The 12,910-nt window shown below is 64.8% G+C and carries 10 protein-coding genes; 3 read left to right on the top strand and 7 right to left on the bottom strand.

What is annotated here, in order from left to right:
• Positions 1–35 precede the first annotated feature (35 nt).
• A complete protein-coding gene (locus tag EAG14_RS12140) occupies positions 36–953 on the top strand; it encodes a DHH family phosphoesterase (protein ID WP_121729008.1) in 918 nt (305 codons plus the stop codon).
• Positions 954–1,070: 117 nt separating this feature from the next.
• Here the strand turns inward: EAG14_RS12140 and EAG14_RS12135 are convergent, their stop codons facing one another.
• From EAG14_RS12135 to EAG14_RS12115, 6 genes are all read right to left on the bottom strand, one after another.
• Positions 1,071–2,282, bottom strand: a complete 1,212-nt coding sequence (locus EAG14_RS12135; protein WP_121729007.1) for a DUF1501 domain-containing protein — start codon at positions 2,280–2,282, stop codon at positions 1,071–1,073.
• 109 nt (positions 2,283–2,391) lie between these two features.
• Positions 2,392–4,089 (bottom strand): DUF1800 domain-containing protein, encoded by a 1,698-nt coding sequence (locus EAG14_RS12130; RefSeq protein ID WP_121729006.1) that lies wholly within the window; start codon positions 4,087–4,089, stop codon positions 2,392–2,394.
• A gap of 229 nt (positions 4,090–4,318) precedes the next feature.
• Positions 4,319–5,620, bottom strand: a complete 1,302-nt coding sequence (locus EAG14_RS12125; protein ID WP_240456763.1) for an MFS transporter — start codon at positions 5,618–5,620, stop codon at positions 4,319–4,321.
• Between the two features lie 690 nt (positions 5,621–6,310).
• Positions 6,311–6,577 (bottom strand): hypothetical protein, encoded by a 267-nt coding sequence (locus EAG14_RS22825; RefSeq protein ID WP_162995986.1) that lies wholly within the window; start codon positions 6,575–6,577, stop codon positions 6,311–6,313.
• Positions 6,578–6,609: 32 nt separating this feature from the next.
• Complete coding sequence (locus EAG14_RS12120; protein ID WP_121729004.1) at positions 6,610–6,954, bottom strand: hypothetical protein; 345 nt, start codon at positions 6,952–6,954, stop codon at positions 6,610–6,612.
• Positions 6,955–7,036: 82 nt separating this feature from the next.
• Complete coding sequence (locus tag EAG14_RS12115) at positions 7,037–7,357, bottom strand: hypothetical protein (protein ID WP_121729003.1); 321 nt, start codon at positions 7,355–7,357, stop codon at positions 7,037–7,039.
• A gap of 710 nt (positions 7,358–8,067) precedes the next feature.
• On the opposite strand from EAG14_RS12115, the gene EAG14_RS12110 reads away from it, so the two are divergent.
• Positions 8,068–9,768 (top strand): flagellinolysin, encoded by a 1,701-nt coding sequence (locus tag EAG14_RS12110; protein ID WP_121729002.1) that lies wholly within the window; start codon positions 8,068–8,070, stop codon positions 9,766–9,768.
• Between the two features lie 29 nt (positions 9,769–9,797).
• On the opposite strand, the gene EAG14_RS12105 is transcribed toward EAG14_RS12110, so the two are convergent.
• Positions 9,798–10,235, bottom strand: a complete 438-nt coding sequence (locus tag EAG14_RS12105) for a thermonuclease family protein (RefSeq protein ID WP_121730444.1) — start codon at positions 10,233–10,235, stop codon at positions 9,798–9,800.
• Between the two features lie 407 nt (positions 10,236–10,642).
• Here EAG14_RS12105 and EAG14_RS12100 point away from each other — a divergent pair, with 407 nt between their 5' ends.
• On the top strand, positions 10,643–12,694 hold the full coding sequence (locus tag EAG14_RS12100) for a DUF3857 and transglutaminase domain-containing protein (protein WP_162995985.1): 2,052 nt from the start codon (positions 10,643–10,645) through the stop codon (positions 12,692–12,694).
• Positions 12,695–12,910: the final 216 nt, after the last annotated feature.

Genomic DNA, 12,910 nt, shown 5'->3' with positions numbered 1-12,910 from the left:
AAACCAGGCAACGTGCAGGCGACAATCGCAGGGTCATGACGAAAAAAACCATTCTTCCCCTGCAACTGCTGGTTGCCCCCAGCCAAGACGACCCTTCTCCGCTGGTGCTCTACCATGGCCGCCGCTGCCCTGACGGCTTTGGCGCCGCGCTGGCCGCGTGGCTCTACTACGGCGACCGGGCCGAATATGTGGGGCTGGACCACGGCGACGTGCAGACCGTGGCCGACCTGCCTGCGCTGGCGGGGCGTGCGGTGTACATCCTCGACTTCTCTTTCTCCGCCGACATCCTCACGGCCATCGACGCGCAGGCGGCCAAGCTGGTGATGCTGGACCACCACAAGAGCGCGGCGGAAAAGCTCACCGGCTTTGCCTGCCGCTGCGGCGTGGTGCATTTCGACATGAGCAAGTCGGGCGCCCGCCTGGCCTGGGAGTTCTTTCACCCCGAGCAGCCCGTGCCCGCGCTGCTGCAGTACGTGGAAGACCGCGACATCTGGAAGTGGGAGTTTCCGCAAAGCGCGGCCTTCCTCTCGGCGCTTGATATGGAGGGCCAGGACTTCGCCCGCTGGAAGGAGATCGCCCATTTCACGCCCGAGCAGCTGGACGCCTTCATGGCCCGTGGCGGCGCCATGGACGAGAAGTACCGCAAGATGGCCCACGACATTGCCGAGGGCGCGCAGCCCCTGGTCTTCAACGGCATCACCGGGCTGATGGTGAATGCGCCAGGCATGTTCCACAGCCTGGTGGGCGACATTCTCTCGGCCAAGACGGGCACGTTTGCGCTGATGTGGAGCGCCAGCAACAAGGGCGTGAAGGCGGGCCTGCGTGCACAGCGCAACTTTGACTGCATCGCCCTGGCCGAGAGCATGGGCGGCGGCGGCCACGCGCAGGCGTGCGGCTTTCGGATGGGGGTGGAGCGGTTGCCTGAGTTGCTGTCGGGCACCTTCAACGCTTGAAGGTGGCGAGGTCTTTAAATGAAAATAGGCTCTAGCGCTTATCGAATAAGCGCTAGCAGCTATTGAAAATGTAGCAATGGGTGTTGCGCACCGCAGGGTGTGCAACCCCACGCCGCCCTAAATCAGCCGCAAATCTGCTCCCTTGGTTCCTGGAAACACCCGCGCCACCGCCGCCGCGTTGAGCCCGTACATCCGCGCAAACAGCCCGCCCAGAACGCTGCGGTAGTCGTTGAGCACGGGGTAGTCGCGGTTTTGGAACAAGGTGCTGGGCGTGAGGGCCTGCTGCTCGCCCGCGATGCGCCCGCCCTGCAAGGCGCCGCCCAGCACCCAGAACACTGTGCCGTGGCCGTGGTCGGTGCCCCGGTTGCCGTTTTCGCGGAAGGTGCGGCCAAACTCGCTGACGACCACCACCACGGTGGACTTCCAGGCCGCCCCCATTTCGTCGGCAAAGCCAGCCAGGCCCTGGCCCAGTTCTTCGAGCCGGTTGGCCAGCGCTCCGGTAGCGGCCCCCTGCGCCACATGGGTGTCCCAGCCGCCCACGTCCACAAAGCCAATCTGGTAGCGCGCCTGCATCAGCCGTGCCATGCGCCGGGCCGTGCCCTCAAAGCCCTTGGTGCTCAGTGCGTTGCGGCTGGCAGCCTCCATCTCGCCTTGCATGGTGCGGGCCACTTCGTCGCGCGTGGCAAAGCTCTCGGCCACCGGCGTGGCCAATGCGGTGCCTTGGTACATGGATGCGATGAGCTGGGCCTGCCGTGCATCCACGCCGCCCCGGCCAGCGCCTGCGCTGAGCAAGGTGTTGGGCACATCGACCGCGCCGCGCAGCACCAGGGGCAGGGTGCTGGTGAAGGCCATGGGTTGCAGCGGCGGGGCGCTGGCACCAGCGCGTGGGTTCAGCTCCGCCACCAGCCGGTTCAGAAAGCCGGAGCGGTAGTCGCGCCGCCCACCCACGGGCTGGCCCAGCTCCATGCTGTCTTGCGTGTCGAAGTGGCTGCGCGAGAGATCGTCGGTGCCCGCAAAGGGCACAAACGCCAGCTGGCCCTGCTGGTACAGCGGCAGCATCGAGCCCGCCAGCGCAGGGTGCAGGCCCCAGTCGGGCGTGAGGGGCAGGGTGCCGCCCTGCTGCCCTGGGCGGGCAATGGCGATGTTGGGCCGCGACTCGTAATAAAAGCTGCTGCCCGTGGGCACCAGCAGGCTGGCGCAGTCGTACCCACCACGCAAGAACACGAGCAGAAAGCGCACATCTTGTGCCTGTGGTGCGGCCAGCACGCCCGCGCTGCCAACGGCCAGCGTGCTGGCGCCCAGGGCTTGTAGAAGGTGCCTGCGAAGCATGGAACGGTCCTTTCAATAGCCGGGCGTATGGCTTCGATGGCGGCACATGGATTTGCACGCTCTGGCCCGGGGCGCTAAACGACTCAGGGGGATGTGCGCCATGGTGTCCTCACCCGTACATGAACTCAGGCGACGCGAGGAACAGCAGGTTCCATTCGCGCGGGGATGTGGCTTGCTCCAGCGCCTGGCGCGTGGCGGCCGATCGGCTGGGCAGCATGGCCTGCACGTAGGCGCTTTGCGCCAAGGGTGGGGGCGTGCGGGCAGCAGCCGGTGGTGCAGAAGACGCCGCAGGCGCGCGCGACGGGGCCATGCCCATGTCCGGTGATGCCGGGGCCGCTACGGCGGTGCCAGCACCTCCGGCGCCCCCAGCCCCAATGGCCCGGGCGATGTCAAAACGGCTGGCCATCTGCCCCGACCCGGACCACGCGGCAGTGTCCAGCGGATAACCGTCGGGCGTGGCGCGGCCATACAGGGGCTCGGCCAGGCGCTGCAGCCAGCCCAGTGCGGGCTCCACGCTGGGCAGCACCGCGTCGCCATGCGCCAGGCGCAAGCTGGCCAGCACGTAGTGCACCGGGTCGCGAAACCGCTGGCCCAGTGATGCGCGAAATTCTGCGGTGGCAAAGAGTGCTTGCAGCACGGCGGCAATGTCGCCATCGGTGCGCTCAAACGTGCGGGCCAGGGTCTGCAGCAGCGCGGGCGTAGGCTGGTCACCCACCATGAACAGTGCGATCTTGCGGGTGATGAAGCGTGCCGTGGCCGGGGCGCGTGCCAACCGGTCCAGCGCCTCGTCCACCTCGGCCAAGCCCTCGGATTTGAGGGGCTGGCCCAGCAGCGTCTTGGGGTCCCAGTCGTGGCGCTGGGGGTTGAACTCGAACAGGCCTTCGCGCACGTAGTGGCGGCGCAGTGCAGGCTTCATGCGCGGTGGCTCGTCGCCCAGCGGGCGCAGCGAGATGCCCACGCCGGTGAGCACGCGCGCCAGTTCTTGCACATCTTGCTGGCTGTAGCCGCCGTCCACGCCCAGGGTGTGCAGCTCCATCAGTTCACGGGCGTAGTTCTCGTTGATGCGGCCTGCGGCATTCTGGGCATTGTCCAGGTAGTGCAGCATGGCCGGGTGGCGCACGGTGGCGCCCAGCAGGTCGCGAAAGCGCCCCATCGCATGCGGGCGCACGGCGCGCTCTTCGTAGTCGCCCACCAGAGCGCGCAGGTTGCCCTTGCCTGCGAAGACGTTGAAGTGGTTCATCCAGAACCAGGTCATCTTCTCGCGCAAAGGGGTGGGGGAGTACAGCGCACGCAGCACATGGCGGGTGGCTGCCTCTTGCTGCAGGGCGCGCATGTCTTGCTGCCAGGCGTTCAGGGCGGCCTTGCGCTCGTCTTCGGTTGGGCGTGCCTTGGCCTCGCGCTGGCGGGCTTCCATATCGAGCGCCAGGGCTTCGATCGGCGTGCGCGAGATCACCATGGTGTCGATCTGCGCCTGGGCGGCAGCAGGCAGTGCCGCAGTGGTGCCCGCGCGCAGCTGCTGGGCCAGGTAGGCGCCGATGCCCCTGGTGCCCTGTGCGCCCAGGGCTTGCGCGCCCCGCGCCGTGCAACCCCAGGTGACACGGTCCAGCAGGCGCGTGGTGGTGCGCTCGTCGGCCACTCCCCAGGTGTCAGGGCCCGTGGTGCCGGCAGGCAGTGGTGCTGCGTGTGCGCTGCGGGCGGGGCGTGGCGCGCTAGATGTGCACGATGCGCCCGAAGCGGCCAAACCCAGCAGGCCCACCAGCAAAGTGCGGCGGGCAATGGCGGTGGGGGGCGCGGAAGAAGGGGTCATGGTGCCTCACACAGGACGTCTATGAACAGGTTCCAAGGGCTCTCAGCGCCTATGCTGCCGCACCTTGCCCGTGGCATGCAAGCCCGTGCCCACAGGCTTTACCTGCGCGACATGAAGGCCGCTGCAGCGGTTGCACTTTGATGCAGATGGGAGGGCTCAGGTCCCTGCTTGGGGCCTGCGTTGTGGGACCCGTTGTGCGCCTTCTTCTGGCGACGGCTCTTTGTGACGCCTACGGAGCGTTGCCAGCCGCGCCAGCCGTGCTACTGGCGCCAGTGGCCTCGGCCGCCTCTTCAAAGCGGTCCACTGTGCGCAGTTGCTTGAAGCCCAGCGTCCACCCGCCCACCACGCCCAGGGTGCACAAGCCACCCAGCACAGCAGCGGGCACCACGCCCAGCCACGCGGCGCTGGTGCCTGCGCGGAACTCGCCCAGCTCGTTGGATGAGCCGATGAACAGCATGTTGACCGCATTCACACGGCCGCGCATGTGGTCGGGGGTGGAGAACTGCACCAGCGCACCCCGGATGTAGACGCTGACCATGTCGGCCGCCCCCGCCACCAGCAGCGCGGCAAACGACAGCCAGAACCAGGTCGACACCGCAAACAGCAAGTTGGCCAGCCCGAACACCGCCACGGCCACAAACATGGTGCGGCCCACTCTGCGGTTGAAGGGGCGCATGCTCAGGTACAGCCCCGCGCCCACCTCGCCCACCGCCACGGCGCTGCGCAGCGCGCCCAGGCCCGCCGGGCCCACGTGCAGCACCTCACTGGCATAAATGGGCAGCAGGGCCACCACGCCGCCTAGCAGCACGGCAAACAGGTCCAGCGAGATGGTGCCCAGGATGATGGGGCGCGAGCGAATGAACTGGATGCCCGCGCCAAAGCGCTGCCACATGGTGCCCAGCGTGGGGCCCACGGGGCTGGCGTGGGCGGTGGCCACACGCATCAGCAGCGCAGTGCCGATGGCAAAACAGGCAAAGCACAGGGCAAAGGTCAGTTCACCGCCGCCCAGGGCATACAGCACGCCCCCCAGCAGCGGGCCGCCAATGCTGGCAGAGCGCATGAGCATGCTGTTGGCCGCAATGGCCTGTGCCAGCTGCTCGCGCGGCACCACCTGGGGCAGCAGGCTTTGCAGCGCGGGCCCTGAAAACGCCCGCGAGCAGCCAAACAGCACCAACACGGCGTACACGCCCGCCACCCCACTGGCGCCGTGGCCCGACAGCCACCACAGCCCGGCGCTGCACAAGGCCCCCACCGCCCAGCTGATGGCCAGGATGTTCTTGCGCGAGAAGCGGTCGATCAAATCGCCCGCAGGCAGCAACAGGCACAGCATGGGCAGGAACTGCGCCAGCCCCACGTAGGCCAGTGCCAGCGGGTCGCGCGTCAGGTCATACACCTGCCAGGCCACCACCACGGCTTGCACCTGGGTGGCAAACACCGCCATGAGGCGGGCGCTGATGAAGGAGAGAAAACCGGGGTGGCGGTAGATGCTGGCCGGGGCAGCCACGGGCGGGAGGGAGGTGGAAGACGTCACGTGAAGGGGCAGCACAAGCCGCGCATGAGATTGATTCGCATGCTAACGCTTTGTGGCGCAGCTTGCTGGGCGGGCCCTTGTGATGGGAATTGAGAAAGCCACCATCACGGTGGGCGCGATACATCGGGATTTTCCGGGCTGAAGGGGAATATGAAGAAATGGCCTACTGCAAAGGCGTTTCAATCCTTGCTAACCCATTGAGGCACCTTGCCTTGGATGCCAGTTCCTGTTGCCAGTGCCAGCAAGTCAATGCGAAGAGCTCTTTGTCTCTGTTTCCTGTGAGGCAGAATTCGGCCAGAACCGGCCACTCGACTCATGGAACCTTCTCTGCTCTTCACCGTTGAACAGGTATTCCAAACCTCAAACATTGGGTGCGTACTTGCGCCGGGCGTGACGCCAGGGCCAGGTGTCCCTGAGGTCCGGGTGGGAGACCCAATCCGACTGTTGAAGCCCAATGGCGAGATTGTCGACACGAGGATTCACTCGATTCCGCTCTTCAGCTATGGGTCAAGACCACGCCCCAAGGTCCTCACAATCCCATTCGTGTTACCGCCGCAGATAGCGAAAGAGGATGTTCCCCTGGGAACCCGCGTTTTCCATCTGGCGTGACCCACCTTCGATGTCCGCTTTGGGCAAAAGCGAACGGCAGCTTCGGGCCCAAAGCAGGCATAGTGCCCATCTGTTTCACGCTCAAAGCTGGCGAAGAATTCTCTGAAGTTCAGATAGAGAATTACGGCTAGGGAGCAAGCCGAGTCCCTCTGCTTCGTGTGGCAAAACATCTTCTGCGATAACCAAAACAGACAGCGCATGAAGCCTGTCCCGCACTTCTTTTGAGATGCCTTCAAGCGCCGACAGATGTAGCTCGAGACTTGCGGCAATTGCGCTCGCTGGAACTATGCCCGCAGCATACTTTTCGGCAATTTCAAGCACTCGCTCAGCTATTGAGGTATTCGACATATCGCGAATCTCCGCTTATGGCCGACTGCGGGTTACCCCATGCGCTCTCCAGCTTCGGCACGTGGGTAGATGATGGTGAAGTCTGCTGGTCGCTCCGACTGATCGAGCGGTGACGCCCCCACCTTGGCAGAATCGGTAAGCCGGTTGTCATAGATCATTTCGTTCTCCAAGACTTCGATCACGAAGGGGAGCGCTGCGTCCAAGTTTGCAGTGGAGAGGTAGATGAGCATTGCATTTGTGATTTCCTCATAGTCGCAGCCGCTGTCTGCCAGCAGGCCGTTCGAAACTTCAGCCAAGCGATCAGGCACGATGTACCGAAGATCAGTGTCTGGGTTCACCATGTGCCGGGGATCAAGACGGATCAGGACTGACGGCATATTTCTATCTCAATTTTTGGATGACCAGTTTGCGGAAACTCCTACCAGCAAACGAACGACTCGTTGTGGCCAGGTTGCGCCGTTACAGCTCAAAGGCTCCTTTGAACTGCTCAGGCCAAACAACAACGTACTTCTCGCTGGTCTTTAGGCGCTTTGCGACCACTGTATCGTTCAACACTCCCCTTAGCTTCAGGAATGCATAGACGCGCTCAAGAACCGGCGCCCACGTGCTCGTAGGGTAGATGAAGATGTTGAACTTGCTTTGCCCGATGTCATGGCCGTCGACCACGGCAAAACTATTCTGGGAGAACGCCTGAATCAGCGTCTCTTCGACATGCAGCAATGCATAGAGGCTGGTGGACTCAGTTATCGGAAGCTGAACGATGAGCTGATTTCTAAGCATGTTGTTTGCGTTGCGAGCGAGCTAGGCCCAGTGGTTGAATGACCGATAGTGGCCGTATTCTGCTGGCCGCTACTTGGTCGCCATGTCGCATCGAGCTTGGTTGTAGTCCCACGCGCCTCCACGGTCCAAACACCCGTCGATCGACATTTCGCGCGCAAACCAGATGCCGCCAGCAGCAAACGCTGCGGCGATGCAAAGGGTGATTACAACGCGAAGCCGTTTGGTCATGTGAATGTCTGCTCCTGGCCGGTTTCAGCCACTCGCAACCTGTAACCACCGGCGTGCGATCACGTCCTGCAGCTCCTACCGCCGCTCGTGACGCTTGAGTTTCGCCGCGCCGTCGTCATGTCGGGTACCTGCTTAGAAAAGTTGGTGCGGCGCGTTCCTCACATTTCCCAGAAGTTTTCGCCCCGGCGTCCGATAACCCTCATAGAGCTGATCAAAGAGGTGGATGCCACCGCCGCTGGCGCAGTGGCGCATGCGTCGTTGCGGGCCCCTGGCTAGGAGTCTGCGCGGCAGAAGGAGCATCGGCTGCAACGCACGATAAACCGGTCTCACGCGGTACTACCTCCGGCGCCCAGGGGCCCACCCTGGGCTTGTCGGTAGCACCACGCGATCCTCGGTTTTCGCGCGTTTCGCTTCGATGCCTTCTGCCGCGCAGACTCCTAGGGTCCGCGCTGCCTGTCTGGAGACAAACCAAGAGAACTGCCATGGGGCTGAGCGTCAATACCAATGTGATGTCGCAGAGCGCGCAGCGCAGTCTGGGCCGTGTGCAGGGCGAGCTGGCCTTGTCCATACAGCGCCTGTCGTCGGGCCTGCGCATCAACAGCGCCAAGGACGATGCCGCCGGGCTGGCCATATCCGAGCGCTTTACCAGCCAGATCCGGGGGCTGAACCAGGCTGCGCGCAATTCCAACGATGCTCTGTCCCTTTTGCAAACGGCCGAGGGTGCGCTGTCTGGCGTCAGCGGCAATCTGCAGCGCATCCGCGAGCTGGCCGTGCAGGCGGCCAACGGCACCTACAGCGCCTCAGACAAGCAGGCCATACAGGCCGAGGTGGCGCAGCTGGCGGCAGAGATTGACCGGTCTGCCCTGGCCACCCAGTTCAACGGCATGGCGGTGTTTGACTCCAGCCGGGCCAGTGCGGTGGGGGACGAGAACCAGCTGGCTGTGTTTGATGGCATGACCAGCGTGGGCAGCTGGCTGGAGAGCAGCGAGCAGTTGATCTCCCGCCTGTATGGCATCCAGGCCGATGGGGCGGCGCTGGACATTCGCTACACCGGCTTTACTGACAACGCCGGGGGTGTGGCGGCCTACGTGCAGGCCACGGGCTTTGATGCCCAAGGCCGGGGCACCAATCTTGTCTTGCAGGTGGACATGGCCGACTTTGTGCCGCCCAACCTGCCCAACGGCGGCTCTGCCCCGTACTACAACGACCGCATCATTGCCCACGAAATGGTGCACGCCGTGATGGCGCGCGCCACCAACTGGCAGGACTTGACGGGCAACCACCTGTGGTTTGTGGAGGGCACGGCCGAGTTCATTCAAGGGGCGGAGGAGCGCGTCAAAGCCGACGTGGCCAGCTCCAGTGCCGCCGCTGTGGCGGCGGCCATCAATGGGCCGTCCAACACCAGCGCTTTTTACTCGGCCAGCTACTCGGCGGCGCGCTACATGCACAGCCGCATCAAGGCGGCGGGGGGCGAGGGCATCAAGGACGTGCTCACCTACCTGAACAGCAACCCCGGCTCCACCCTGGACCAGGCGCTGGCCAACGCGTCCAGCGGGCAGTTTGCCAGCGCGGCCGATTTCAAAACCCAGTTTGCAGCGGCGGGTGCTGCGTTCATCGGCGCGTTTGACTTGAACAACGCAGACACCGGCGCCATCGGGGGGCTTGATGTGGATGGCGGGGATGTGAAGACCGCCACCAGCACGGTGCCCAACAGCGGCAGCAAATCGGGCATCAACGTGTTGGATGGGTTCACGGAGTCGTTTGAGGCGATTGCCACCTCGGGCGGCTCTACGACCAGCAAGGTGTTCCAGGTGGGGGCCAATGCCAACCAGACTTTGGAAACCCGGGTCGGCGCGGTCAACCTCAGTGCGCTGGGCTTGCGCAGCACGCTGGATGTGATGCTCTCGCCAGCCCAGGCCATCGTGGCAGTGGACCGGGCGCTGGACTACGTCAACGGCCAGCGCGCAGTGATCGGAGCCCAGTCTTCGCGGCTGGAGACCACCCTGTCCACGCTGCAGAACACCAGCCAGAACCTGTCGGCCAGCCGCGCGCGCATTGTGGATGCCGACTTTGCAGTCGAGGCCGCAGCCCTGGCGCGCCAGCAGATCCTGCAGCAGGCGGGCTCGGCCATGGTGGCGCAGGCCAACCAGTTGCCCCAGGGCGTGCTCGCGTTGCTGCGCTGAGGACAGCAGGGCAGGCCTGCAGGTCTGAGTTAACGCGGGTGTTGCCGATGGCGGTACGTCCACGGCGCCTGGGGCCGCTTTTGCGACCACAGCCCCACATGCTGGGCCTGGGCGCGCTGCTGCAGCGGCTGCAGTTGCGGGTGTTGCTTGGCATACGGCGTGTACACCCAGGCCAGGCCCGCGCGCACCTGCGCCGCGGCAACGTCCTGGCCGCTGCAGCGCACATTGGCCACGGTGCGGCCGTAGTCGTCTTTTTGCAGGGGCTGCAGCGTGGCCTGCTGCTTGAAGCACAGGCGCGCCAGGTTTTGCTTGGAGCGCAGGCCAAAGGCCTGCTTGCTCTCGGGCGCATCGATGGCAGCAATGCGTACTTTCAGGGGGCGGTAGGCCCCGGCTTGGCCGCAGCGGGCGGTGAGGGTGTCGCCATCGCTGATGGCAATGACGAGGCAAAGCAGGGTCGTTACAGGCACAAAAATCCAAGTCTGTGGTGCCGTGCGGCAGCGGCGGCCCACATGCCAGCGCCTGCACCACCTGTTCAATTCAAAGGGCAAAGGGGCGCCACTATACGGGCTTCTTTCGTGGTGCCGCCCGTGCGCGCGAGGCCATTGTTAACGCTGCTTGCCGTTGTGTTTCTGGATGTTTCTTTGCGGCGTTTTTCGGGGTGAACGGCCCACTTCGCCACTAAGATGCCACCGCTTGCTTGGGCCCTTGACGGGCCTTGGGCGGGCTTTTTTGCGCAGGCACAAGGCGCCCCGCTGGCGAATGGGTATACCCGCGACAGCAGGAGTGACACCAGAGGCGATGGCCCGATCCATCCCGATGGATGCGTTCAGCGCCCCGGGCTGCCTCCAACCAATCACAGGAAACCGATCCGACTATGTTCAATTACCTCCAATGGGGTCGCCGTTGCTCGGCCGGGGCTTTGTGGGCCCTGGCGGTTTGGGGTGTGGGGGCAGGCGCCCAGACCACGCCGCCCAAGGCCGCAGCCGCTGCAGCTGGGGCCGCCGCTGGCGTGCCCGTGGTGTCGCAACTGTGGCATGTGGACTATGACGTGGCGGCCGATGGCAAGTCTTCGGTGGCCTACGCCACGCAGCACCAGGTGGCCCACGCCAGCGCGCTGGAGCGCATGAAGTCGTTCTCCTTCTCCTACAGCGCAGGCATCCAGACCGCGCAGATCCTGGAGGCCTACACCCTCAAGGCCGATGGCCGCCGCATACCGGTGCCACCCACCAACTACCAGACCGTGGTGAGCGATGGCCGCGATGGCGCCAAGCCCCTGTTCTCTGACCGCACCCGCATCTCCGTGGTGTTCCCGGACCTGGCCGTGGGCGATTCGGTGGGCATGCGCTACCGCATTGATGACAAAGAACCCATCTTCCCGGGCGCCTTCTCGGTGGTGCAGGGCTTCTCGCCGTATGGTGTGCACGAAGACAGCCGCGTCACCATCCGCGCGCCCAAGGGCCTGAACCTGCGCTTTGAAGCCCACGGCCTGCAAGAGCAGCCCCCTGTGCAAGACGGCGACGCCACCGTGCGCCAGTGGCGCTACCAGAACACCACCCCCAAGGCCTGGGACGAGGCCGATGCCGGCATCTGGCGGCTGGACGAATCGCCCGTGCTGCTGGCGAGTACGTTTGCCGACTACGAAAGCATTGCCCGCGCCTACGGCGAGCGCGCCTTGCCCAAGGCCCGGCCCACACCGCGCATCGAGGCGCTGGCCCAGTCCATCGTGGGTGCACAGACCGACCCGCGCGAGCGCGCACGGCTGCTGTACGAATGGGTGTCCACGCAAATCACCTACGGCGGCAATTGCATTGGCGTGGGGGCCGTGGTGCCGCGCGATGTGGACGTTGTGCTCGACAACAAAATGGGCGATTGCAAAGACCACGCCACGCTGCTGCAGGCGCTGCTGACCGCGGTGGGCGTGCGCAGCGAGCAGGTGCTGATCAATGCGGGCGAGCTGTATGACCTGCCCACCACGCCGGTGGTCTCCACCGTCAACCACGTCATCAACTACCTGCCCGATTTCAAGATGTACCTGGACGCCACCGCCAAGCAGGTGCCCTTTGGCTACCTGCCCGGCAGCGCCTACGCCAAGCCGGTGATCCATGTGGGCGCGGACAAGGCGCTGGCCAGCATCCCGCCCGGCAGTGCCGACCTGACGGAGCAGCGTGCGCATACCAGCATCCAGATCGCGGCTGATGGCAGCGCCAAGGGCAGCCTGCAGGCCTCCTTCAAGGGGCTGGCTGCCGCCCAGATGCGCAGCTACATGGCCGATTTGCAGGGCGACGGCGAGCGCGACTTTGTGCGCAACATGCTGGCGAGCGGGGGCTTCAAGGGCCAGGGTGTGCTGGACCGGGGCGACCTGGCCCCCGCCAAGGAGCTGTCGGACAGCTACAGCTTTTCGATCACCTTCGAGATCGCCAAGTACCTGCAGGCAGGCAAGCGCGGCGCCTTTGTGCTGGCCCCAGTGCTGAACCTGCCCATGGGCATTGCGCGCCTGGCCGAGGCCGAAGAAAAGCACCTGCCGCGCCGGCGCACGGGCTGCTACGGCTACCACAGCTACGAAACCTACGATGTGGAATTGGGCGCGGGCGTGGCCTTCAACCGCGTGCCGCCCAACCTGCAAACCCGCAACCAGGCACTGAACTACAGCGCCACCTATCAGCGCACCGCCAATGGCTACAAGGTCAGCCGTGAGGTGCACGACACCACGCCGCAGGGCCTGTGCACGCCCGAGTACGCCGCGCAGTGGAACAACGAGGTCAAGCCCATCGCGCAAAACCTGCAAAGCCAGATTTTTTACCAGCGTGGCGAGCCCGCCAAAGAGCAGACCAAGGGCGCCCAAAAGGGCCAGATCAAAGGCCAGGCCAGGGGCGCCGCCAAGGGGCCAGCCAAAGCCCCGGGCAAGGTGCAACCCAAAAAGCGATGAAATGGGTTGAGGGTATTGAGGGTTTTTGGCCGCTAAGGCTTATAGGTAAAGCGCTGGCAGCTATTGAAGTGATAGCGTTTATGGGCTGCCAGCCCGTGGCGCAGCCAAGGCGGTGTGAACGGGTGCTGCGCAAAGAAGGGGAACTCCCGCCTCCCCAGGGGGCTCTGCCCTGGTGGGTTTCTTTGCTGTGCGGCTGGGGGCTTTTGGTGCGACGGC

Origin of the sequence: Acidovorax sp. 1608163, assembly GCF_003669015.1 — a bacterium.
Taxonomy (GTDB): Bacteria; Pseudomonadota; Gammaproteobacteria; order Burkholderiales; family Burkholderiaceae_C; genus Acidovorax.
Note: the sequence above shows the minus strand (reverse complement) of the source record. Positions and strands in the feature narration are given on the sequence as shown.

Excerpts from the sequence above, each read along its gene's own strand:
- EAG14_RS12140 (WP_121729008.1), top strand. The coding sequence starts at position 36 with ATGACGAAAAAAACCATTCTTCCCCTGCAACTGCTGGTTGCCCCCAGC.
- EAG14_RS12135 (WP_121729007.1), bottom strand. The coding sequence starts at position 2,282 with ATGCTTCGCAGGCACCTTCTACAAGCCCTGGGCGCCAGCACGCTGGCC.
- EAG14_RS12130 (WP_121729006.1), bottom strand. The coding sequence starts at position 4,089 with ATGACCCCTTCTTCCGCGCCCCCCACCGCCATTGCCCGCCGCACTTTG.
- EAG14_RS22825 (WP_162995986.1), bottom strand. The coding sequence starts at position 6,577 with ATGTCGAATACCTCAATAGCTGAGCGAGTGCTTGAAATTGCCGAAAAG.
- EAG14_RS12120 (WP_121729004.1), bottom strand. The coding sequence starts at position 6,954 with ATGCCGTCAGTCCTGATCCGTCTTGATCCCCGGCACATGGTGAACCCA.
- EAG14_RS12115 (WP_121729003.1), bottom strand. The coding sequence starts at position 7,357 with ATGCTTAGAAATCAGCTCATCGTTCAGCTTCCGATAACTGAGTCCACC.
- EAG14_RS12110 (WP_121729002.1), top strand. The coding sequence starts at position 8,068 with ATGGGGCTGAGCGTCAATACCAATGTGATGTCGCAGAGCGCGCAGCGC.
- EAG14_RS12100 (WP_162995985.1), top strand. The coding sequence starts at position 10,643 with ATGTTCAATTACCTCCAATGGGGTCGCCGTTGCTCGGCCGGGGCTTTG.